The 22,737-nt window shown below is 68.8% G+C and carries 14 protein-coding genes and 3 pseudogenes; 9 read left to right on the top strand and 8 right to left on the bottom strand.

Annotation, left to right across the window (positions count from 1 at the left end):
- Positions 1 to 5 precede the first annotated feature (5 nt).
- Positions 6 to 1,430, top strand: coding sequence for a GH1 family beta-glucosidase (locus ABT009_RS44960; protein WP_351308415.1), 1,425 nt, complete (start codon positions 6 to 8; stop codon positions 1,428 to 1,430).
- A 117-nt stretch (positions 1,431 to 1,547) separates the two neighbouring features.
- Here the strand turns inward: ABT009_RS44960 and ABT009_RS44955 are convergent, their stop codons facing one another.
- The 3 genes from ABT009_RS44955 to ABT009_RS44945 form a co-directional block, all read right to left on the bottom strand.
- A complete protein-coding gene (locus ABT009_RS44955) occupies positions 1,548 to 2,795 on the bottom strand; it encodes an ROK family transcriptional regulator (RefSeq protein ID WP_351308412.1) in 1,248 nt (415 codons plus the stop codon).
- Positions 2,796 to 2,893: 98 nt separating this feature from the next.
- Positions 2,894 to 6,055 carry an amidohydrolase family protein gene (locus ABT009_RS44950; protein ID WP_351308409.1) on the bottom strand — a complete coding sequence of 1,054 codons (3,162 nt, stop codon included), beginning with the start codon at positions 6,053 to 6,055 and terminating at the stop codon, positions 2,894 to 2,896.
- A gap of 259 nt (positions 6,056 to 6,314) precedes the next feature.
- Entirely contained in the window at positions 6,315 to 8,477 is a 2,163-nt protein-coding gene (locus ABT009_RS44945; protein ID WP_502990086.1) for a glycoside hydrolase family 36 protein, read from the bottom strand.
- A gap of 74 nt (positions 8,478 to 8,551) precedes the next feature.
- Here ABT009_RS44945 and ABT009_RS44940 point away from each other — a divergent pair, with 74 nt between their 5' ends.
- From ABT009_RS44940 to ABT009_RS44920, 5 genes are all read left to right on the top strand, one after another.
- Positions 8,552 to 9,589 carry a LacI family DNA-binding transcriptional regulator gene (locus tag ABT009_RS44940; RefSeq protein ID WP_351308404.1) on the top strand — a complete coding sequence of 346 codons (1,038 nt, stop codon included), beginning with the start codon at positions 8,552 to 8,554 and terminating at the stop codon, positions 9,587 to 9,589.
- A gap of 85 nt (positions 9,590 to 9,674) precedes the next feature.
- Positions 9,675 to 10,997, top strand: a complete 1,323-nt coding sequence (locus tag ABT009_RS44935; protein WP_351308401.1) for an ABC transporter substrate-binding protein — start codon at positions 9,675 to 9,677, stop codon at positions 10,995 to 10,997.
- A gap of 34 nt (positions 10,998 to 11,031) precedes the next feature.
- A complete protein-coding gene (locus ABT009_RS44930) occupies positions 11,032 to 11,967 on the top strand; it encodes a carbohydrate ABC transporter permease (RefSeq protein ID WP_351308398.1) in 936 nt (311 codons plus the stop codon).
- An 11-nt stretch (positions 11,968 to 11,978) separates the two neighbouring features.
- Positions 11,979 to 12,827: a carbohydrate ABC transporter permease gene (locus ABT009_RS44925; RefSeq protein ID WP_502990087.1), complete on the top strand. Its 849-nt coding sequence runs from the start codon at positions 11,979 to 11,981 to the stop codon at positions 12,825 to 12,827.
- 106 nt (positions 12,828 to 12,933) lie between these two features.
- Positions 12,934 to 15,390, top strand: coding sequence for a CBM35 domain-containing protein (locus ABT009_RS44920; protein ID WP_351308428.1), 2,457 nt, complete (start codon positions 12,934 to 12,936; stop codon positions 15,388 to 15,390).
- A 104-nt stretch (positions 15,391 to 15,494) separates the two neighbouring features.
- Here the strand turns inward: ABT009_RS44920 and ABT009_RS44915 are convergent, their stop codons facing one another.
- Positions 15,495 to 16,274, bottom strand: a complete 780-nt coding sequence (locus ABT009_RS44915) for an intradiol ring-cleavage dioxygenase (RefSeq protein WP_351308393.1) — start codon at positions 16,272 to 16,274, stop codon at positions 15,495 to 15,497.
- A 271-nt stretch (positions 16,275 to 16,545) separates the two neighbouring features.
- Here ABT009_RS44915 and ABT009_RS44910 point away from each other — a divergent pair, with 271 nt between their 5' ends.
- Positions 16,546 to 17,520 (top strand): arabinan endo-1,5-alpha-L-arabinosidase, encoded by a 975-nt coding sequence (locus ABT009_RS44910; RefSeq protein WP_351308390.1) that lies wholly within the window; start codon positions 16,546 to 16,548, stop codon positions 17,518 to 17,520.
- Between the two features lie 36 nt (positions 17,521 to 17,556).
- Here ABT009_RS44910 and ABT009_RS44905 read toward each other — a convergent pair.
- From ABT009_RS44905 to ABT009_RS44895, 3 genes and pseudogenes are all read right to left on the bottom strand, one after another.
- Positions 17,557 to 19,164, bottom strand: a pseudogene (locus tag ABT009_RS44905) (IS200/IS605 family accessory protein TnpB-related protein).
- A 282-nt stretch (positions 19,165 to 19,446) separates the two neighbouring features.
- Positions 19,447 to 20,211: an alpha/beta fold hydrolase gene (locus ABT009_RS44900; protein WP_351308387.1), complete on the bottom strand. Its 765-nt coding sequence runs from the start codon at positions 20,209 to 20,211 to the stop codon at positions 19,447 to 19,449.
- Between the two features lie 338 nt (positions 20,212 to 20,549).
- Positions 20,550 to 20,927, bottom strand: a complete 378-nt coding sequence (locus ABT009_RS44895) for a winged helix-turn-helix transcriptional regulator (protein ID WP_351308384.1) — start codon at positions 20,925 to 20,927, stop codon at positions 20,550 to 20,552.
- Between the two features lie 120 nt (positions 20,928 to 21,047).
- Between ABT009_RS44895 and ABT009_RS44890 the strand changes: the two genes are divergently transcribed.
- The gene (locus ABT009_RS44890) at positions 21,048 to 21,923 is read left to right on the top strand and encodes an NAD(P)-dependent oxidoreductase (RefSeq protein ID WP_351308381.1); all 876 of its coding nucleotides are present in this window, start codon (positions 21,048 to 21,050) and stop codon (positions 21,921 to 21,923) included.
- Here ABT009_RS44890 and ABT009_RS44885 read toward each other — a convergent pair.
- Positions 21,920 to 22,311, bottom strand: a pseudogene (locus tag ABT009_RS44885) (transposase); the annotation flags it as partial. The gene ABT009_RS44890 and the pseudogene ABT009_RS44885 overlap by 4 nt on opposite strands.
- A 2-nt stretch (positions 22,312 to 22,313) precedes the next feature.
- Here ABT009_RS44885 and ABT009_RS44880 point away from each other — a divergent pair.
- Positions 22,314 to 22,604 (top strand): annotated as a pseudogene (locus tag ABT009_RS44880) (RICIN domain-containing protein); the annotation flags it as partial.
- Positions 22,605 to 22,737: the final 133 nt, after the last annotated feature.

Genomic DNA, 22,737 nt, shown 5'->3' with positions numbered 1-22,737 from the left:
CAGACATGAGCGAATTCACCGACGCCCCCGATGTCCTCGAGGCCCCCGCCACCTCCGCCTTTCCGAGCTTCCCGCCCGGTTTCGTGTTCGGCGCCGCCACCGCCTCGTACCAGATCGAGGGCGCTGCGAACGAAGACGGCCGCGGGCCCTCCATCTGGGACACCTACAGCCACACCCCCGGCCGGACCGACGGGGGCGACACCGGAGACGTGGCCTGCGACCACTACCACCGCTACCGCGAGGACGTTGCGCTGCTGCGGGATCTGGGCGTGGACTCCTACCGGTTCTCCATCGCCTGGCCGCGCATCCAGCCGGACGGCTCGGGACCGGCCAACCCCAAGGGCCTGGACTTCTACTCCCGGCTCGTGGACGAGCTCCTCGAGGCGGGCATCGAACCGGCCGCCACCCTCTACCACTGGGACCTGCCCCAGGCCCTGGAGGACCGTGGCGGCTGGCGGGTGCGCGAGACCGCCGAGCGGTTCGCCGAGTACACCGCGATCGTCGCCGAGCACCTCGGCGACCGCGTACCCCGCTGGATCACCCTCAACGAGCCCTGGTGCAGCGCCTTCCTCGGCTACTCGGTCGGGCGGCACGCACCCGGTGCCCAGGAAGGCACCGGCGCGCTGGCCGCAGCGCACCACCTGCTGGTCGGCCACGGCCTGGCGGTCAAGGAGCTGCGCGCCGCGGGCGTACGCGAGGTGGGGATCACCCTCAACCCGGACTGGAACGTTCCCGCCAGCGACTCGGACGCCGACCTCGCAGCGGTCGTCCGCGCGGACACCCAGCACAACCTGGTGTGGACCGAGCCGCTCTTCGGCGGCCGCTACCCGGCCACCGAGGAGGAGACCTGGGGCGAGCTGATCACCGGCCAGGACTTCCGCCGCGAGGGCGACCTGGAGCTGATCGGGCAGCCGCTGGACTTCCTGGGCGTCAACTACTACCGGCCCATCGTGGTCGCGGCGGCCCCGCACCGGGAGGCCGACCCAGCGAAGCGCGTCGCCACCGACAACCGGTACACGGAGGCCGGCTATCCCGGCGTCCGGCACACCGCGATGAACTGGCCGGTCGTCCCTGAGACCTTCACCGACCTGCTCGTCGCGATGAAGCAGCGCTACGGCGACGCCCTGCCGCCCATCCACATCACCGAGAACGGCTCCGCCGAACACGACGCGGTCGACGCGGACGGCGCGGTGCGCGACACGGACCGGGTCGAGTACCTCAGGACTCATCTCACCGCGCTCAAGGCGGCCATGGACGCCGGGGTCGACGTGCGCGGCTACTACGTCTGGTCGCTGCTCGACAACTTCGAGTGGGCCCTCGGCTACGCCAAGCGGTTCGGCATCATCCGGGTCGACTACGACACCCTCGAGCGCACCCCGAAGGACAGCTACCGCTGGTACCAGCAGCTGATCGCCGCCCATCGGGGCTGACCACGTCGTCGCCGCGGTGCGCGGGGCGGCAGGTCATGTCCGCCCCGCGCACCCGGCACCGTCACGTCCGCCTCGCGCACCCCGGCGCCGTCACGCCGTGCGTGCACCCCGGCGCTGTCACGCCGTACCCTTCCCTTGCTTCGCATAAGCCGCCGGATCGGCCAGCACCTCGCGTACCACGAGAGCGGCCGCGCCCCGTGAGGCGTCCCCGGACGAGGAGGACGCCCGCAGCCGTCCGCTGCCCGGTTCCCACAGGCCCGAGATGACGCGTGCGGTCAGCTCGCGGTCGATGGAAGGCGCCAGCCACGGCAACAGTTCGCGGTAGATGCCGCCGAGGACGACCGCATCCGGGTCGAACAGATTCACCGCGCCGGACAGAACGAGCCCCAGTTTCTGCCCGGCCTGGTCGAGCGCCGACACGGCCCGCTCCTCGCCGCTTCGCGCCCGGCGCTCCAGCTCGGCAACCCCCGGCCCTCCGGCCACGTCGTCCAGACCCGCCGCCTTCAGCAGCGCAGCCTGTCCCGCGTACTGCTCCAGGCAGCCGTGCGCACCGCAGCGGCACAGGGGACCGATCTGGTCCACCGCCACGTGCCCGATCTCACCGGCGAAGCCATGGGCGCCGCGCAGCAGTTCACCGCCCAGCACCAGTGCGCCGCCGATACCGATCTCACCGCTCACGTAGACGAAGGTGCGGGAGCCCTTCGGCGCGCCGCCGAACCACAGTTCGGCCAGGGCGGCGACGTTCGCCTCGTTGTCGGCGCTGACGGGCAGGGCGCGCCGGGTGGGCCGCAGCGTGGACAACGCCTGCGCGAACAGTCCCTCGACGGCGACGCGCTTCCAGCCCAGGTTGGGTGCCTGACGGACCGTGCCACCGGAGATCAGCCCCGGCAGCGCGAGCTCCACGCCCACCGGATGCAGGTCCTGCTCGGCGGCCGACTCCAGCGCACGGGACGCGATCCGGGCCGCGTGGGCGAGTACTTCGGCGGCCGGTACGCCCCGGTTGTCGAGCCGCTCGACGAGCCGCACGCGGTCGGTTCCGGCGAGGTCCACGACGCACACCGCGACATAGTCGATGTTGATCTCCACGCCCAGCCCGGCGGGCCCGGTGCGCGCCACCTTCAACGCGGTCCCGGGCCGCCCCGCCTGTCCGCTGAACGTCTTGCCCGACTCCGTGAGAAACCCGGACTCCAGCAGCTGTTCCACCAGCGAGGAGACGGCCGCCCTGGTCAGCCCCACATGCGCGGCGACCCCGGCCCGTGTCGTCTCGCCCGCGTCGCGGACGGCCCGCAGCACGAGACTCAGATTGTGCCGCCGCACCGTGGCCTTGTCGGCCTTGGGCTCCAGGGGAGTGAGGTGGTTGTTCATCGTGAAGCCGAGCCTATGCGACCGTGTTCGAGCTCCGCGGCGGGCCACAAGTCGTGGTCCCGCCGCTGACTCGGCCGTAGGCCGCGCAGGCGTCCGGCTCAGCAGCAGGAGTGGTTCGCATGCTCCTCTCGATGCCACCAGTAGTGCTCGGTGGCTGGGGCCTGCGGGACATCGGGGAGCGCCGTGTTGTGGACGGCGGAGGCCGTACGGGCTCTGGTGGCGGCCGGGGTGCCGGCGGTCGCGTCCGTCCCGGCGACGAGGTCGTCCACGCTGTGTACGGCGCCGCCAACGACGACCTTCCGTACCGCCGCCGCAGCAGCGACGTCCTCCAGCGGATTGCCCTCCACCAGTACCAGGTCGGCGAGCTTGCCCGGCTCCACCGTGCCGAGGTCGCCGCTCAGCCCCAGGGTGCGTGCGCCTTCGGCGGTCGCGGAGCGCAGCGCGTCGTGCGGGCTCACGCCGTACCGCACCATGGCCTGCAGGTTGAGGTGGTAGTAGACGGCCGGGGGGACCAGCGGGCTGTCCGTGCCGACGGCCACATGCGCCCCGTCGTCGATCAGGCGGCGGACCGTTTCGGCGTGGCGTTTCACGAAGGCGATCTCCGCGACGGGCTCCTCGGCCTGTGCGGCTTCGACACCGTCCCGGAACTCCTCGTACTCGGCCGTGGACATCAGCTCCGTCAGCCGGGGATCACCCACCGCCCATTCCGCGTACCGGTACAGCCCGGCCCGCACGGCGGACAGGCCGAGACCGGACAGCCCGAGCGTCGGGGTGAAGGACATGCCGGAGCGGGCGAGCGGCCCGGTCACGTCCTGGTAGGTGTGGCCGAGGTGGGTCTCCTTCTGGCGGCGCCCGTAGCGGCTGGTTCCGCCGATGTGCTCCGCACCGTCCCCGCCGAAGCCGAGCGGACCGAACAGGTAGTGCGAAGTGGCGCGCAGACCGAGCCGGTGGGCGGCCTGGATGGCCTTGCGCTGCAGGGCGTAGGGCAGCCGGACGTACGTCTTGACCAGGTCGTGGCCGAGCGCCTGCGTCTTGTCGAGTTCGCGCTGCAGTTCGTCGTCGCTGGTCACCGGGCGGCCGGAGGAGTAGTAGACCCGCGATCCGTCGATCAGGTCGCCGGCCGCGAACACCCGAGGGCCGGTCCGGCGTCCGGAGTCGACGGCCTCCTTGGCCTCGACCGCGTGGTAGTGCGCGGTGCCCGGGGAGCGTACGGCGGTGACGCCGAAGGACAGCCACAGCCGCCCGGTGTCGTTGCGCTCCCAGGGGCCGTGCTCGTGCACGGCGATCAGGCCGGGCATGGCGGTCAGATGGCGGGCGTCGACGATCCGGTCGCCGCTGCGGGAGGGGCCGGTGCCGCGCGGGGATACGTCGACGATCCGGTTGCCCTCGACGAGTATGTCGACGTCGTGGCGCAGCCGGGAGGCCGTACCGTCCCACAGGGCACCGGCCTGGATCACCGTCCGGCCGTCCGGCTTGGCCTGGCGCCACGTCAGCTTGACGGGTACGGAGCGGGACCGGCCGCTCGCGGCGTCCGCGATCCGCAGCCGGCCGTCGGACAGGTAGAGCAGCGAGCGCGCGTCGCCGCTCCAGCTGGGGGCGTCGGCGGTCTCGTCGTTGAGCTTGCGGGCGGGACCGGTCGGCAGACCGGCCGAGTCCACCGCACTGATCCGCAGGGTGCCGCCGACGACGTAGGCGATCTGCTTACCGTCGGGAGAATAAACCGGCCCGCTGTCCACCCGGTTGCCGAGCGACGCTCCGGAGACCGGCTCGCTGTAGTCGGTCGCACCGGTGTCCAGCTCGATCGTGAGGATCTGGTTGAGGCCCTCGCGGAAGCGCGGCGTGACCGGCACCAGCACTGCGCTGGAGACCCGCTTGCCGTCGGCGGAGAAACTCGGCCGGCCCGGGGAGTTGAGCGGACCGGCGACCTTGCGTACGCCTCCGGTGGCCACATCGACGGTGTACAGGGTGGACTGGTCGGCGACGAACGCGATCGTCGAGCCGTCGGGGCTGTAGGCCGGTCCGTCCACACTGCCGCCGAGGGCGGTCAGCTGCCGCTGCTCGCCATTGGCGAGGTCGTGCAGCCACAGCTCGACGGCGCCTGCGCGGTCGCTGACGTAGACGAGAGTGCGGCCGTCCGGCGACCAGGCGGGGGACGTGTTGTAGTTGCCGTCCGAGACCACGGCCTTGGGCGCCGCACCTCGGCGCATGACCCAGATGTCACCGACTGCCGCGAAGGCGACCCGGCTGCCGTCCGGCGAGAGCGCCGGGCTGACGATGCCCTTGACCTGCCGGGCTGCGGTGCTGTCGAAGTCCCGTGCGCTGGGCCGCTCTTCGACGCGGGGCACGGTCACGCGGGCGGTGAACTCGATGTCGTCCGCCTTGGCGCCGATCACCCGGCGGCGCAGTTTTCCGTCGGCCGTGTGAAGCAGCTCGTCCTCGGAGATCCAGCGGGCCGGGAAGGGGAAGACGTCCTCCCCGTCGTCGCTGACGACCTTTCCGTCCACGACGAGCGAGGTGCCCTCCTTGTTGAGGTGGACGTAGGCGAGCCGGCTGCCGTCGGGCGAGAAGGACGGGCCGGCGACGAAGCCGTCCGAGACGGTGGCGAGGGTGCTTCGCTCGCCGGAGGCGCTGACCAGGTCGATGGCCCTGGGGGCGCTGCCCGTACCCGTGGTGAAGGCGATCGCCGAGCCGTCCGGCGTCCAGACAGGCTGGCCCTCCTGGGCCGTTCCCTGAGTCCAGGCCTCACTCTTGCCGCTGTCCAGGGACACCACGTGGATGGCGTAGCGGCTGCCGGTCTCGACGGCGCAGGCGATCCGGGTTCCGTCGGGGGAGAACCTCGGTTCGCGGTGGTCGGACGAACCGGTCGTGAGCTGGCGGAGCCCGGTCCCATCCGTGTTCATGAGCCACAGATGGAAGTTGCCGTCGGTGTAGGAGACGAAGACGATCCGGCTGCCGTCGGGCGAGAAGTCCGGCTCGGTCGCCTCCTGTTCGATTCCGGTGAGACGGGTGGCTTCGCCGCCGGACGCGGGCACGGTCCACAGGAGGTTGACCAGGTCGAATGCGATGGTCTTCCCGTCCGGGGACAGAGCGGCCGACGCGTTGGTCGCTTCCGTGATGGCGACCTGCTCCGCCGCGACGCTGCTTGGCTGGGCGGCCAGCGCTCGTGCCGAGCCTGCCGCACCACCGGCCAGCCATACGGCCCCGGCTCCGGCCGCGGCGTGCCCACTTCGCTTGACGAACGTCCGGCGTGTGATGCCCAACTGTCCCGCACCTCCTGAAGATCGACACGACTCGCAGACCGTATGCGGCCGCAACGGAGATGCAACAGCCCCCGACGGACGTTTGGTACACGGATTTAACTGCCGAGGTCCGGCGGTCGATTGACGCCATCCAGAGGGCGAGCCAACTACACCAGTGGGAATTTCCGTGTTTGCCCTGGCCGCCAACCCCCGCCGTCAGACCCCCGTCGCATGGCAAGCGGGAGTTTGACGACAGGGCCCAGGGATGCAGCCGGTCCGCTCATGCCCCGCTTCCGGGGGCCTTCTGCGTCAGCCGGACGAGCAGGCTAGCCCGATCCGATCCCAGGTCAACTGCCAGCTCGGATCGCTCGGCATGCCACGTCGCGGTCGTCATGGGCGATGACGTGTGCAGGATCTCGGCGCGCACCGTGCGGTCCGCCAGGTGCGGCACGGGCAGCGTCCGGTCCGTTGCACCACCCCTGCGCCACACCGACACATACGTCACGTCCTCGGTACGCAGCCCCAGCGCCACCCACTCGTCGTCCCAGCCCGGCAGCCCGAGCGGCCAGAACGGAACGGCATGCGGCAGATCGTGGCGCAGCGACTTGTATGTGTCCAATGCCCCCTTCACCAGGGCGAGTTGGTCCGGCGACATACGGTTCAGATAGCCGGACAGATGGATCCGGCCCAGCAGCGCACCCCCGAGCGTGAAAGCGATCTCTTCGTCCGTGAACTCCGGCTGCGGATATGCCCACACCGCGCCCTGCTCGGGCGGCACCGCGGTGGGTGCGGCGGCCGCGATCGGTGGGTAGCGGAGGGGGTCCTGCTGGTCGCTGGTGGACTGGAGCTGGGTGACGGAGAGCGAGGCGCCGTCCATGCGCATGCCGCCGGAGGCGCAGTTCTCTATCACCAGGCCGGGGTGGCGGTCGAGGAGGGACGACAGCCAGTCCAGCCAGGCGCGGGAGTGGCCGAGCAGCGGGCCGCCGGGGGAGACCGTGATGTTGTAGTCGAGTTTGAGGTATCCCACGCCCCACTCGCCGACGATCCGGTCGACCGCCGCGTCGAGGTGGGCGCGGGCGGCCGGGTGGCACAGGTCCAGCTGGTGGCGGCCGTGCTCGGTGACGCGGATGCCGTCCTGGCGTACGAAGGCCTCGTCGGGCAGGGACCGGGCGACCGGACTGCGTACGCCCACGACTTCGGGCTCCAGCCACAGGCCGGGCACCATGCCGCGGTCCCGGATGCGGTCGAGCACGGTCCGGATACCGCCGTCAGGGAAGCGGCGCTCGGAGGGCAGCCACTCGCCGACGCTGTCCCACCAGCCCTGGGCGTCGTCGTACCAGCCCGAGTCGATGCAGAAGTACTCGGCGCCGACCGAGGCCGCCGCGTCGATCAGCGGTAGCAGCTTCTCCGTCGTCGGGTCGCCCATCAGCGTGTTCATGTAGTCGTTGAAGACGACGGGCAGGGTGGTGTGGTCGGGGTGCGGCCGGCGCACGGCACGGCGGTACGCGGTGAGCGCGGCCAGCGCGTCCTCGAAGCCGGAGCCGAGGGCGAGTGCCGCTGGTTCGGTCGTGAACTCGGCTCCGGGTGCGAGGTGTTCGCGCCACTGGTGCTCCGCGTCCGTGGGCCCGCCGAGCGCCAGATACGTACCACCCCCGTACTCGCCCGTGTCCCAGCGCCAGGCCACCGCCGACTCGATCTGCCACAGCCAGGTCCTGCCGTCCGTGCGGTCGGAGAGCGCTCCCATCGCCAGGTGGCCGTCGGTGGGCCAGCTGCCCCGGCTGCTCACCGCAAGGCAGGCGCGGCTGTCGTGCTCGTGAAACTCCCGGCCGATGTCGGCCACATGGGCGCGCAGCGGCTCGGTGAACCAGCGGCATTCGGCCAGCCAGTCGTTGCGCGCGCGGTGCACGTCCAGGACGTCGGGCGAGGGCAGCCCGCCGAGTAGCAGGCTGGAGACGGACCGGAGTACGAGCGGCTCGGGTCCGTCGTTGCGTAGCCGGACCTCGGACCGTACGACCGGGATGCCGTCCGGCGAGGAGAACACCACCTCGGCCGCCAATCCGGTCGTCTCGTCGAGGAGTTCGACGTGGAGCCGGTGCCAGTCGCCGTCCCGCTCGGAGCGGTGGGCGCGGTGCCGCAGTCGCCCGCCGAGCGCCGAGTCGATGAATCGCGGGCCCGACCAGCCGTTGCCGTGTCCCAGCGCGGTGATCTCCACCAGGGGCAGTGCGGACTCGGAGTCGACGGGCGACAGGGCGGCCGCGTCCGGCGTCGAGAGGCGGGTGATCCTCAGCGCCCCGTCGGTGCCGGTGGCGAACTCGGCCTCGAGTCCCGCGTGACCCCAAGTGAACTTCTCCTGGGTGCTGGTGGCCGGGCTGGTGGGTGCCTCACCGGTCAACGTGGACCCTCCTGAATTCCTGTGTCCGCCGCTGCCGACGGCTTGCGTCATGCTGCGTCGTCCTACGTGTGAATCCGTCGTTACGGTCTCTTGACGGGGTCATTGTGACCGGTCACAATCCTGGCATGAATGTGACCGGTCACACAAGCAGGACGGCGAGCATCAGGGACGTCGCCGCCGCGGCGGACGTCTCGTACCAGACCGTCTCCCGCGTGATCAACGGCCACCCCAGCGTGAAGCAGTCGACCCGGGAGCGGGTCCTCGCCGCCATCGACGAGCTGGGGTTCCGGCGCAGCGCCACCGCGCACGCGCTGGCCAGCGGCCGTTCCCGGTCGGTCACCGTCCTCACCGCGAACATCACCCACCACGGCTACGCCAGCATCCTGCAGGGCATCGAGGAGGCGGCCCGCTCGGCCTCGTACACCATGGGCATCGGTGTTCTGGAGTCGGCCGACGAGACCGCGGTACGCGCCGAGGTGCAGCGCGCTGCCGACGCCGGCGGCGGCCTGATCGTCATCGCATACGATCCGGCCGGCGTGCGGGCCCTGCAGGAAGTGCCCGCAGGAATCCCCGTCGTGGGCGTCGTCGAGACCCCCGCACGGACACCCGACGGCGACCGCCCCTGGGTGTGGACCGACGACCGCGTGGCGGCCTACGAGGCCACCCGCCATCTGCTGTCGCTCGGCCACGAGACCGTGCACTACGTCGCCATCCCCTCGAGCACACGGCGTACCGCGGCGCGTACGGCGGGCTGGCGCGCCGCGCTGCGCGAGGCGGGGGCCACCGAACCCCGGCCCGTGCAGGGCACTTGGGGCCCGGCAGGTGGTCATGCCGCGGGCCGCAAGCTGGCCGCCGACCCGTCCGTCACCGCGATCCTGTGCGGCAACGACGACCTCGCGCTGGGGGTGATCCGGGCGCTGCACGAGGCAGGCCGCGCCATCCCCGGCGAGGTGAGCGTGGTCGGTTTCGACGACGCTCCGCACGCCGCGTACCTCACCCCGTCACTCACCTCCGTACGACAGGACTTCACCGGTCTCGGGCGGGCGGCCTTCGGGCTGCTCCACGGGGTCGTCGAACAGTCCGCTCCCGTGGCCCCGCACCCCGTCTCCGTACCGGAACTGCTGGTCAGGGAGAGCTCGGGGCCTCCGCGGCCCAACGCCTGATCACAAGCCAGAACCGCTCTCAGCCCACCTCAAGACCGTTTCAACCCACTTCATGCCCGTCCACGCAGCAAAGGCAGAGCCCCCGATGAAGCGAGTTCTCCCAGCCCTCGTGCTGATATGTGCCACCGCTCTGACCGCCACCGCCTGCAGCGATCCGACCGCGGGCAACGGTGACGCCGACTCCACGCCCCAGACGAAGGTCGACCCCACGGCGAAGCTCGACGGCGTGAAGCTGACCATGTGGACGGCGCAGAACACCGTCAACGCCCCCAAGCAGGTCATCGACGCCTTCGAGAAGGCCACCGGCGCCGAGGTCGACACCCAGGCGATCCCCGACCTGTACGAGCAGAACGTGCCGACGAAGCTCGCTTCGGGCGACAAGCCGGACCTGATGTTCTGGCAGCCGTCCATCTCGACCCTGCCGTTCATCCAGCCGAAGCAGAACCTGCTCACCCTCGACAACGAGCCCTGGGTGAACAAGCTCGGCGACACCGAGAAGTCCCTCGGCGTCATCGACGGCAAGCGCTACGCCGCCATCGTCACCACCCCCGCCATGCTCGGCATCTACTACAACAAGGACGTCTTCAAGAAGGCGGGCATCACCGAGGACCAGTTCCCCAAGAGCTACGACGAGCTGCTCGCCCTCGGCCACAAGATCAAGGACAAGACGGGGGCCGCCGCCTTCTACGAGTCCGGCGCCGACAAGTGGCCCCTGCAGTGGCAGATGCAGGTCCAGCTCACCGACCTCGACAAGCAGTGGTGGGCGGACCTCAACAAGAACAAGGAGAAGTGGACCGACCCGGTCGTCGTCAAGGCCATCACCAAGTACAAGGAGAAGCTGCTCGACGCCGGGCTCGCGCAGAAGAACTACAAGACCGGCACCTTCACCGGCTCCGCCGACGCGCTGTGGAACGGCGACGCCGGCATGGTCCTCAACGTCACCTCCTTCCAGTCACAGATCCAGGCCAAGCACAGCACCGAGGAGATCGACAAGAAGCTGGGCTGGTTCCCGATCTCCAACTCCGACGACACCGGCATGTACTCGCCGGACCAGACGAACGGCGTCGTCGCCTTCAAGACCGGCGACGAGAAGCGGCAGAACGCCGCCCGCCAGTTCCTGGCCTTCTGGCTCGACACGGACTACGCCTCGTACATCAAGGCGATGAAGATCCCCTCGGTGCAGCCCGGAGTGCCCAGCCCCGACGGGCTCCCGGACACCTCGCAGGCCCAGATGAAGGCGCTGCCCACGGCGAACGGTGTCTTCCAGGCCAAGGCCATCGTCGCCCCGGACACCCACCTCTATCTCGCCGACATGCTCTACGGCAAGAAGACCCCGAAGCAGGTGGCCCAGGCGATCCAGGACCAGTTCGCGCAGGTGGCCAAGGCGCAGGGCGCGCCCGGTTTCTGATCTCCGAAACGCTTCGGAACGAGGAGTTCCCGTCGTGGCGGACACAGCCATACGCATGGACAAGGCGGCACCGTCCGTCCGCAGGAGCAGGAAGCAGCAGAAGAACGTGGGACGGCTGCCGCGCGCGGCCGTCCACCACCCCTGGTGGTTCGCGCTCCCGGCGGTCGTGGTCTTCGTGGCCTTCTTCCTGGTGCCCAACCTGCTCAACTTCTACTACCCGTTCACCAACTGGTCGTCGTACCACGCGGACGTGGCCTTCACCGGCCTCGACAACTTCAAGACCGTCGTGGACGACGGCTCGCTGCTCAGGGCCATCAGGACGACGCTGGTGTACGCGGCGCTGGCCGCCCTCTTCCAGAACGGCTTCGGGCTCGGCCTGGCGCTGCTCCTGGAGGAGGACACCCGCTTCAACCGCTTCTTCCGCGCCGTCTTCTTCCTGCCCGTCCTGATCTCGGCGCTCGCCGTCGGCTACGTGTTCCAGGCGCTCCTCGACCAGGACGGTGCGGTCAACTCGGTGCTGGGCACGGACGTGCCCTGGCTGGGCTCGACCACCTGGACACTCGTCCTGGTCTCCGTCATCCACGGCTGGAAGTGGATGGGCCTGTCGATGCTGATCTATCTCGCCGGGCTCAAGGGCATCCCGGGCGACATGCTCGAGGCGGCGAGGATGGACGGTGCCGGGCCGTGGCGGACCTTCCGGTCCGTGCGCTGGCCGATGCTCGCACCGGCCGTCACCTTCAACGTGACCACCGCGCTGATCGGTTCGATGAACACCTTCGACATCGTGCAGGCCACCACGGGCGGCGGCCCGGCCGCATCCACCGAGGTCTTCAACATCTACATGTTCCGGGTCTTCGGACAGGGCCTGTACGCCCAGGCGTCCACGATGAGCCTCGTCCTCTTCCTGATCGTGGTCGCGATCGCGATCCCCCTCGTCATCGGGTTGCGCCGAAGGGAGCAGATGCTGTGAGCGCGCTCTCAGTGCGGTCTGGAACCGGGCTCTCAGGAGCCCGCGCCTGGCGCTTCGGGCGCCCCGCTCTCGTCCTGCTGCTCGCCGGCCTCGCCGTCGGTGTGCCGCTGTGGCTGGTCCTGGTCACCTCGGCCAAGCCACAGGGCGAGGCGGTCAAACCCAACCTCGACCTGCCGCACCACTGGCAGCCCGCCGACAACTACGCCGACGCCGTGAGCCAGGGCGAGATGCTGCGCGGCCTGCTCAACTCCCTCGCGGTCGTAGTGCCTTCGGTGGTACTCGTGCTGGTCCTCGGCGCCGGCGCCGCCTGGGTCTTCGCCCGCCGCAAGTCGAAGCTGGTCTCCGCGGCGTACGCCCTCACCATCAGCGGACTGCTGCTGCCACCCGCCGTGATCACCATCGTCATGGAGCTGCGCCAGTTCGGCCTGGCCAACACCAGGCCGGGCATGATCGCCGTCTACACAGGGATGTACCTGTCCACGTCCATCTTCTTCATGACGGGATTCATCCGCTCCATCCCCGCCGAGCTGGAGGAGGCCGCCCGGATGGACGGGGCCAGGCCGCTGCGGATCTTCCTGCGGATCATCCTGCCGCTGCTGCGCCCGGTCATCGCCACCGCGACGATCATGGTGATGCTCTACGCCTGGAGCGACATCTTCTACGCCTTCTTCGTCCTCGGCGGCGGAGACGCGGCGACCCTGCCGATCAACCTCTACCAGGTCGCCAGCGCCCAGCTCTACCTCAACAACTGGCACCTCATCTTCGCGTACGTGGTGGTGATGAGCCTGCCGATGGTCGCCGTGTTCCTGGTGGCCCAGCGAAAGATCGTTTCCGGAATCACCAGTGGAGCCGTCAAGTAACCAGGAGGTCCCCGTGAGCAGCACGAGCCGCACACCACACATACCTGGCAAGAGAAGAAGACGGACATCAACCGCCTTACTGACCACGATGATCGGAGCGGCAGCGATGGCCGGCACCCTGCCCGCCGCCCAGCCGGCCCGGGCGGCAGCAGCGCAGAGCATCACCGTCGATCTGGGCGCCGCCGAGGGCAAGGTCATGCACGGAGCCAACGGCGCCCTGTACGGACTGGGCGACGACGGAGTCCCGAGCGACGCCGCCCTCGCCCCGCTGAAGATCACGTCGATCTCGCAGAAGCCGGACGGCGGACTCCAGCACCCGAACGGCGACGCGATCGCCGTCTCCAAGTCCTTCTTCCGCAACGGCGGCGGCGACGTCAACGTGATGATGCAGGACATCTACCAGCACTGGCCCTACGAGGACCTGGGGATCGACGACTACCTCACCAAGGTCGACTCGATCGTCCAGAAGGTCAACGCAGCCGACCACAGCGACCGCTTCGTCTACATCCCGTTCAACGAGCCCGACTGGATCTGGTACGGCCTCAACACGAAGGACCCGGCCGCGTACGAGAAGAACCGCGACCGCTTCCTCGCCGACTGGAAGACCGTCTACCAGCGCATCCGCTCCCAGGACCCGGACGCCCGGATCGCCGGCCCCAACGAGGCCTACTACGACAAGCGGCTGCTGCCCGACTTCCTCACCTACGCCAAGGCCAACGACGTCCTGCCCGACGTGATGACCTGGCACGAGCTGTCCCCGGACTCGCTCAAGTACTTCCAGTCCAACTACGACCACTACCGCGCCCTGGAGAAGTCCCTCGGCATCTCCCCGCGCCCCGTCAGCATCGACGAGTACGCCAACCGCCGCGACCTGTCCGTGCCGGGCCAGCTGGTGCAGTGGGTCTCGATGTTCGAGCGGAACAAAGTCTTCGCCAACCAGGCGTACTGGGACGCCGCGGGCAACCTCAGCGGCAACGTCGTACGCACCAACATCCCCAACGGCGGCTGGTGGCTCTTCCGCTGGTACGCGGGGATGACAGGCCAGACGGTGAAGGTCACCCCGCCGTCGCCGAACACGATCGACACGCTCCAGGGCCTGGCCTCGCTCGACACGTCGCGTCGGCAGGCGCAGGTGCTGGTCGGCGGGGCCTCGGGTGACGCGGACGTCGCCGTGCAGCACGTCGACCCGAAGGTCTTCGGCACCTCGGTCACGGCGACCGTCGCCGAGGCTGACTGGTCCGGTTACGAGGGTCAGCACGCGGCGCCACGCGTTCTGTCGCGCACCAAGGTCGGCGTAGGGGCGGACGGCAGCGTGACCATCCCCCTCAAGGGCATGAAGCAGATGTCCGCGTACAGGATCGTGCTCACCCCTGCCGGTTCCGGCACCCCGGCCGCGGCCACCGTCCCCTGGTCGTCCTCGTACGAGGCGGAGGACGCGAAGATCACGGGCGGCCAGGTCTACACCCAGGGCACGGTGTCCAACGCCAACGGCTACGCCACCTCCGGCACCAAGGACGTCGGCTCGCTGAACACCGCTGACAGCAAGGTCGACTTCACCGTCTCCGTGCCGAGCACCGGCACGTACGACCTGGCGGTCCTGTACGGCAACCAGTCCGGCGCCCCGTCCACCCAGAAGCTGTCCGTCGACGGCGGTACGGCGAGCACGGTCACCTATCCGTCTACCGAGAACTGGACCTACCGCGCGAAGAAGGACCTGACCGTCGACCTCACCGCCGGGACGCACACGCTCACCCTGGCCCATGACAGCAACGAGGTCACCCTCGACCGCATCGATCTCACCGCCCACATGGCACCGTCCACCTCGTACGAGGCCACGCTCGCGGACGTCTCCGGCAATGTGTCGTACGACTACGGCGACTCGTCCGGGACCGGCACGGGTGCGCTGGTCCTGGGCTCCGGCGGCAAGGCGGTCTTCGACGTCTACGCACCACGCGACGGCTACTTCACCGTGACCTCGCGCGCCTCGGCGGCCGTGCAGCTGTCACTGAGCGGCGACGCGGTGGCCGCGGCACCGAACAAGGCCCTGAGGCTGTACCTCGTCGCGGGCAACAACCGCATCACCGCCACCGGGCACGCGGCACTGCGCTCCCTCGACGTGACGGGCTCGGGCTCGACGTCCGGCACGCTCACCCACGAGGGTGCGCAGGCGACGCTGGCCGGTGGGGCACGGCTTGTGGACAGCGCCTACGCCTCGTCGGGGACATACATCGGCTGGCTCGGCAACAGCGCCTCCAGCACCGCCACCTTCACCGTCGACGCGCCGCGCACGGGCAAGTACGTCCTGGTCGTCCAGTACGGCCACAACGACCGGCGCGACAACGGCCATGCCTACAACACCGACATCATGTCCCGCACCGCGGACATCACGGTCGGCGGCAGGACGCAGACGGTGACCTTCAAGAACACCTGGAGCTGGGACGACTACTGGACCCTGGGCGTCCCGGTCGAGCTGAAGGAGGGCTCGAACACCGTCACGTTCGGCAACGCGTCCGCGTGGGCGCCGAACATCGATCGGATACAGGTGGCTCCGGTGCGCGGCTGACGCATTCACGTCACTCATCGGAACAGGCCCACGCCAGGCGACCTCGAAATTCATCGGTCGCCTGGCGTGGGCCATGCCTGTGGCTGGGGGAGAAGGCTGGTGCGTCAGCTCCTCTCCACACCTACCGTGAGGGTGCCGGCGTAGCCCGCGGACGCCGAACTACCCAGCGGCGTCAGCGTGAGCAGGCCGGAGGCAGCGCCGCCTTCGTCGTAGATGGAGTCCTGCGCGAGGGTGGTGCGGGCGACGGTGTTGGTCGAGTACGGCGAGATCCTGGCGACCTGGGTGGTCACCGCCTCGTCGAAGAAGAGCTGACCGGTGTGGAGCTCCTGGCCGCCCGTGAACGAGCCGTCCTCGGTCAGCGTGACGCCGGTGTGCACCTTGAGGTGGATGTGGATGCACCGGCCGCGGTACCAGCCCGGGTAGATCGTGGTGATCTTCGCGACGCCGTCGGAGCCGGTGAGGACCCCGCCGCGAAGGAAGGTGCCGTTGTCGGGCTCCTGGTGGCCGTTGGAGCCGACGAACCCTGAGTACTCCCCGAGCGCGTCGGCGTGCCAGATCTCGACCAGCGCGTTGCCGACCGCGGCGCAGGTGTCGTCGTCGACGACGGTGAGCGTGAGTTCGAGGGGGATGCCCGCCTTGTCCTCGGTGATGTCGGCGCGGACGAGCTGTCCGTCCAGGTAGTAGGGGCCTTCGGTCATCTCCTTGGTAAGGGTGCAGACGGCCGCGGCGGCGACTGGTGCGGCGTCGGCAGCGGCGGCTGTGGGGGCTTCTGTACCGGGTCCCGCTGCGGCGGTTCCCGCGGCGCTCACGGCCAGCGTGGCGGCTGCGGCGCTTCCGGCGATCAGTACGGTGCGGCGCCCGATCGGGGCAGAAGTGTCTGTCATGGGCACGGCACCGTAGAAGCGGCGACTGTGCGTGTGCTGTGGGTTCGGCAAAGTGACGAACCGTCAAGTCATTTGTGAGACAGGAGAGTTGTCGAATCGCGTTCGATGGCTCGGGTGACTGGTGGGGCTGCGCAAACCGTTGACGCGAACGGGGTTCGACTCTACGGTCCCGTTCGAAGTGAGGACCAATGTTCGGAATATCGAACCATCGAACATTTATGGGGTCGCTCACTTCCTGTGATTCCTTCTGCCCCCACCAAGGAGGGTCAGTGTGAGCCGCACATCCCGTAGAACCGCCCTGCTCGCCGTCCCGGCGGCGATCCTGCTCGCCCTCGTGCCGACCACCGCGTCCGCGTATCCGAACCCGGGCACCGTTACGGGCTCGACCGTCGTCCACGACCCGACGATGATCCGCTCCTCGTCCGGCCAGTACCTGCTGTACGCCACCGGCGGCGGGCTCGCCTTCAAGAGCTCCACCAACCGGATCGCCTTCAGTGCGGGAGCTGACGCCTTCGCCTCGCGGCCGAGCTGGTGGTCGACCTACTCCTCCGTCCCGGAGGCCTGGGCGCCCGACATCTCGTACCACGGCGGCAAGTACCTGATGTACTACTCCGTCTCGTCGTTCGGCTCGAACACCTCCGCCATCGGGCTCGCCGGCTCGACGACCGGTCAGCCCGGCAGCTGGACGGACTACGGCATCGTCTACACGTCGAGCTCCTCCAGCGACTACAACGCCATCGACCCGAACCTCTTCGTCGACGACGACGGAAAGTGGTGGCTGTCCTTCGGCTCCTGGTGGACCGGGATCAAGATGATCCAGATCAACCCGTCGACCGGGAAGCAGCTCTCCACGAACACCACCCGGTACTCGCTGGCGTCCCGCCCGACCGGCACCAAGGCCGTCGAGGCGCCGTACATCGTCAAGCGGAACGGCTACTACTACCTCTTCGCGTCGTACGACGTGTGCTGCTCGGGCACCAGCTCCACCTACAAGGTCAAGGTGGGCCGCGCCACCAGCGTCACCGGGCCGTACTACGACAAGAACGGCGTCGCCATGATGAACAACGGCGGCACGCCCGTCCTCGAGTCGCACGGCAGCATCATCGGCCCCGGCGGCCAGTCGATCATGAACGACGTGGACGGCGACCTGATCGTCTACCACTACTACGACGGCAACGACAACGGCACCCCGAAACTCGGGATCAACCTTCTGAACTGGAGCAGCGGATGGCCCGTCGCCTACTGACCGTTCCAATTAAGTGAGCAGGAGTGAGTCTTGGACTCATGCCTGGTCACTGCGGACATCCCGAACGGTGTTGGATGTCCGTCTGGTTCCCTGCTTTCGCGTCCTGCTCGGCGACGGCACTCTGGGTGCGCGGTCCGTGGCAGGCGGGCAGGGTTCCTCACGTCCTGGGGTGCCCGGTCGGGCCTGGATGGTCCGATGCCCCACCGCATCGCTCTGGTGCGGTGGGGGCGGTGCCGTCCGTCGCCTGATCGGATGCCCGAGGGCGCGTCGCCCGATCGCGATGCTCGCGGCATCGTGCCGGGTCGTCTGTCGTCGTGGGGTGGCCAGTGGTTTCTGCCAGTGCTGGGCACCCCACCGGCTGGTGTAGGCCGGGTCGACCGCGACGAGCGCCATGTCCTGCTCGGCGGCCATCGACACCAGCCGGGCCTTGAGTTTCGCGGTCGGGAATCGGGAGATCAACCGGCGGAACCGCTTGTTGCGGCCGTGCTTCTCCCGGCCCTTGTCCGCCGTGAAGTCGAGGTCCTCCACGACGATCGCATCCGCGCCGCAGGCGCGCGTGTAGTGCAGCAGCCGGGTCAGCGCATGCCGGATCTGCGCGTCCCGGTGGGCGGCATTGCCCGACAAGTCATAGAAGAAACGCTGTGGCTCGCCCATCGGGTTGCCGTGAATGTCCAGGCGCCAGGCCGCCAGGTGGTCGTCGTTCATGTCCACCCCGACCGTGCCCCGGGCCAGCGCCGCCTTAAGCGGCAGCACGAGGACGGCGGCGCGCTGCCAGGACGCCGTCACGTACCAGCGGCCGCGCAGCACGTCGTGGTGGATGCGGTACGCCACCGCACGGTTGGCCGAGATCCGGTCGAGCCACTCCTCGCCCCGATGCCTGAACGCCACAACGGCCTCCAGCACATACCGACCGTGCGGCGCGTTGGCCAAATGGGCCAGCCCAACGGGGAGTTTGACGGAGATCTGCCCGGTGTCGGTGATGCGGATCGTCTCGTTGCCGAAGCGCTTGCCAGATTCGCCGTCTGCGGCCAGGAACATTCGGGCGGCCTCCCACCGGGCCCGCCACTCCTCATTGCTCAGCCCGGCGTCGTCCAGGTGGTGACGGGTGGTGGCTAGACGGTGGCCGCCTCGCACCACGCGCACCCGGCCCGCGTTCCAGTCCGCCGCCACCCCTGCCAGCCGGTCTTGGAGGGTATGCAGGCGGCGGGACTTGGCGTGCCACTCGCGCCGCGAGGCATAGCCCTTCGGCAGTGACTCGCGCTTGTTGGCTTTGGCACCCAGCGGCCGGGCCAGCCGGGCCTCGATCTGTGTGATCTGCCCGCGCAGCCACGCCATATGCGCGGCCTGTGCGCGCCGGGCCAGCGCCCACTGGTCATGGGTGGCTTAGGTGATACTGCCCGCCCACCGCGATGACGACCGACCAGTCACCTCCCTCTTACGCACCGCCCAGGCCGCGGCATCATGCGCCAGACCCTGCCGACAGCGGTCAGCGAGATCACCGGCGGCCAGCGAGCCGAGGAACGCGCCGACCTCACGCAGCACCGCCGCGTCCCTGTCCGTCACGCGCAGCCGGTCCCGGACGGCCACCCCCAAAGGCCCCGGCACCACGAAGGCCGCCGCCAGCTCCCGCACCCCGCCCGTCACCCTCCGGCCCGAAGATCCCGTCACGACGCTCAACGACCACCACCAGTAAAGGTCACCTATTCGACCAAAGAAACTCTGTTGGGTGTAGCTCTTCCTGAGGGACTGAGGTGATTTAGGCAGCGAGGATGTATCCGTCCTCCTTAGAGCTCGGGTGGACGCGGTGGTGCTCGCGGGCCAGGGGATAGCGCGAGTACTGGCGCTACCATCTCACCCGCGAGCATCACCGCACCTATCCGGACCCTGACCAGGACAGCCACCGCCTGGCAGCCTGAACTCCACAGCTCAGCAGGGCTCCGACAGAAAAGTGGTGACCGCGGCGGCGAACTGCTCCAGAGCATCGTGATGCACCACGTGACCGGTAGCCAGCTCGACCAGGCGGACCAGGCCACTGCGGCGGGCGACCATGTTCCGGGCGTGATCGGCCGCCAACTCGTCGCTCCGTGTTCCATGGACCAGCAGGGTGGAGCAGGACACCGCTGTCCAGTCGTCCCAGTGATCGCCGCTGAGCGCCTTCTGAGACGTCACGGTGTCATCGATGCCGAACGAGAAACCCCAGCCCTGACCCCTCCGCCGGAACGAGCATTCCAGATAGGGCGCCGTCGCGCCCAGGGCCGCGACCAGCGCCTCTCGAGACGGCGCGTGAGTGGGAAGGCGCGTGGTGAACGACCAGTCGCAGTCGACGACCGCGCCGATGTCCTCCACGATCAGCTTGCTGACCTTGTCCGGGTGCCGGGCAGCGAACTGGTAGGCGTTCACCCCGCCCAGTGAGTGACCCAGCACCGGCACCGGGCCAACTCCCAGATGCCCGTAGAAGGCGACAACATCGGCTATGTAGTCGTCGCGCTCGTAAGTGGTGGCCTGTTCGGATTCTCCATGACCGCGCTGATCGAGCGCGATCACCCGCCACCGCGGCGCCAACGCCTCTGCGAGCGACGCGAACGCCGACGCTTCGTTGTAGTGCCCGTGCAGGGCCACAAGCGGCCTCCCCGGACCACCGAAGTCCAGATACGACAGCTTCCGTCCACCCACCATGAAGAACTCACGCATGATGCGGATCTTAGGGGTCGGCACCGACACCCCACGGCTGAACAGAGACCCACGCACAGCCCGTCCGCTTCAGGGGAGAGCCCTCACTCAAGACGAGCTACACCCAACTCTGTTCGCCTCCAGGGGACCCCAGGACACACACCGCGGAAGCGAGCCTCCACCGCATGGCCAGAGGACCAGCCCCAGCCCGTCCTGCCCGGCGCTCACTCTTAGAGCTCGCGCGGATAGGTGTGATGGAGCACCCCAGGAGTAGGACAGGCTCAAGGCTTAGCGATCACGGAGTTGCGACGCTCTGTGATCACCGGGAGACCTGTGTCTACGATCCGGCCCATCCGCTTCTATCGCCGAGCTGTCGCGGCAACGTCGCCGGAGACCTTTTCGGCCCCGATCCGCCGCATGCGTTCGGTGCCCCATTTTCCCAAGGAGTCCAGGGCCGCGTTGAGCGAGACGCCGTGCTCCGTCAAGGAGTACTCGACCTTCGGCGGCACCTCGCGGTACACCTCACGATGCACGAGCCCGTCTTCTTCCATCTCCCGCAGATGTTGAATCAGCATCTTCTCGCTGACACCAGGCAGACCGCGTCGGAGCTCGGCGAACCGGCGGGTCCCGTGGTGGTGCAGCTCCCAGAGGATGAGGGACTTCCACTTGCCGGCGACTACGTCCATCGCCGCGTCGATGCCACAGAAATAGGGACCACGTCGCGCTGAAGTTGCCATCCGCCCCCCAAGAGGTACTTACTCACGGGTGAGTACCCGACTAATTTGTCCGTACTGGTCAACTCTACTGGCTGCGGAGAGGATCGAGCCGAAGGACAAACACGAGGGGAAGCGCCAAAAATGACAACTGACAACAGCGTCCAGGTGAGTGTTCTCGGGTTGGGGGCGATGGGCAGCGCTCTCGCGGGCGCCCTGGTGAAGGCCGGATACGCGACCACATGCTGGAACCGCTCACCGGGGAAGGCGGACGACCTCGTTGCGCAGGGCGCCAAGGCCGCCGACACGGCCGGCGACGCGGTCCGGGCCAGCCGATTGGTGATCGCATGCCTGCTGGACCACGCGTCGGTCCATGAGGTGCTCGATCCGCTCTCCGATGAGCTGGCCGGACGAACCCTGGTTAACGTGACCACGACGTCACCGGCTCAGTCACGGGAGTTGGCCGACTGGGCCGCCCAAGCCGGGGTCGCGTATCTGGACGGCGGCATCATGGGCGTACCGCACATGATCGGCCAGCCTGGGTCATCGATCCTCTACAGCGGATCGGCCGATGTCTTCAATCAGTACAGGCCGCTGCTCGACCTGTGGGGAACCAGTACCTACTTCGGTGAGGATGCCGGGCTGGCGTCCCTGTACGACCTCGCCCTACTCGCGGGCATGTACGTCATGTTCGCCGGATTCATGCACGGCGCCGCCATGGTCGCGCCGGCCGGTGTGACGGCGGGCGAGTTCGCTGCCAAGGCCACACCTTGGCTGACCGCCATGACTGGCGCCTTCCAAGGGTTCGCCGCAGTCATCGACGGCGGGGACTACACCGTCGAAGGGCAGCAGAGCCTCCAGTTCTCCAACCTCAGTGACCTCCTGGCCGCCAGTTCCGACCAGGGCATCAGCACCGAGGTAGTCGCCATGGTCCAGCGGCTCATCCAACGCCAGATTGATGCAGGCCATGGAGAGGAAGGCTTCGCCCGAATCATCGAGAGCATCAAGCAACCGGGCTAGGAACTCGCGCGGACGGGCGTGGGTCTGGTGGGCCGGTCGTCCCAGCGGTGGGTGGTCCAGGCGCGGCGGATGAGGCTGCGTAGGGTGATGACGGCATCGGCGAAGTCGAAGAAGGCGTTGATGACGCTGGTGCGGCGTTCATAGCAGCGTGCAAGGCGGTGGAAGGCGTTCTGCCAGGCGTGCGTGCGCTCGACGTGCCAGCGCTGGGTGGCCTGGACGGGGCCCTCTCGCCTCTGTGTGCGATCTGACCGCGTAGCCCGCGTTCGTTGAGGGTGGTGCGGGTCCTGGCCGAGTCGTAGCCGGCATCCAGGTGCACGGTGATGTCGTCGGGCAGTGGACCGAGGCCGTCCAGCAGGTCCAGGGTTGGGGCGAGCAGCGGAGAGTCGTGGCCAGGACGACGACACCAGCCGGCTCGTCAACGTCGCCTCCGGCAAGGTCCTCGACACTGCCGACTGCTCGACCGCCGACGGCGCGGACCTGCGCCAGTGGTCCTGGCTGAACAACACCTGCCAGCGGTTCCGGTTCGTCACCACCGCATCGGGCGGCTGGGTGCGCATCGTCAACCAGTCCACCGGCAAGGTCGCCGACGTCGCGAACTGCTCGACGGCGGACGGAGCCGACGTACGGCAGTGGTCGTGGCTGAGCAACAACTGCCAGCAGTGGCAGCTGAAGCCGGCGTGAGCGGGGTGACGGCTTCCTAATGCTGTTGTCAAGCGGCATTAGTGACCGGTGGTGTCACCACGTAACACCGTCGGTCACGGATCAGTGCCCAGATGACGTTGACGCGTCGGCGGGCCAGGGCGAGCACGGCCTG

It is taken from the genome of Streptomyces sp. NPDC002896 (assembly GCF_040295225.1).
In the GTDB taxonomy this organism is placed as follows: Bacteria; Actinomycetota; Actinomycetes; order Streptomycetales; family Streptomycetaceae; genus Streptomyces.
Note: the sequence above shows the minus strand (reverse complement) of the source record. Positions and strands in the feature narration are given on the sequence as shown.